The sequence below is a fragment of the Pseudoalteromonas sp. MER144-MNA-CIBAN-0113 genome (genome assembly GCF_040308965.1).
Taxonomy (GTDB): Bacteria; Pseudomonadota; Gammaproteobacteria; order Enterobacterales; family Alteromonadaceae; genus Pseudoalteromonas; species Pseudoalteromonas tetraodonis.
Genome location: NZ_JBEOOG010000605.1, coordinates 1 through 236, shown reverse-complemented (window position 1 = coordinate 236; position 236 = coordinate 1). Strand labels below are relative to the sequence as shown.

The following is a 236-nucleotide window of genomic DNA, read 5'->3' as shown; positions in this document are numbered from 1 at the left end:
AACCAGATGTAAGTACAATATGTGTAGGTCAAGCTGCAAGCATGGGTGCTTTTTTACTTACTGCTGGCGCTAAAGGTAAGCGTTTTTGCCTACCAAACTCACGTGTGATGATTCACCAACCATTAGGTGGTTTCCAAGGTCAAGCATCTGACTTTGAAATACATGCTAAAGAAATTCTGTCTATTAAAGCTAAGCTTAATCGCTTAATGGCTGAGCATACAGGCCAACCATTAGAT

1 protein-coding gene is annotated in these 236 nt (G+C 40.7%); it reads left to right on the top strand.

Annotated features, from left to right (window positions below; all coding sequences use genetic code 11):
• The coding region (locus AAEY57_RS21135; protein ID WP_350608801.1) for an ATP-dependent Clp protease proteolytic subunit at nucleotides 1-236 on the top strand (236 nt) is incomplete at both ends.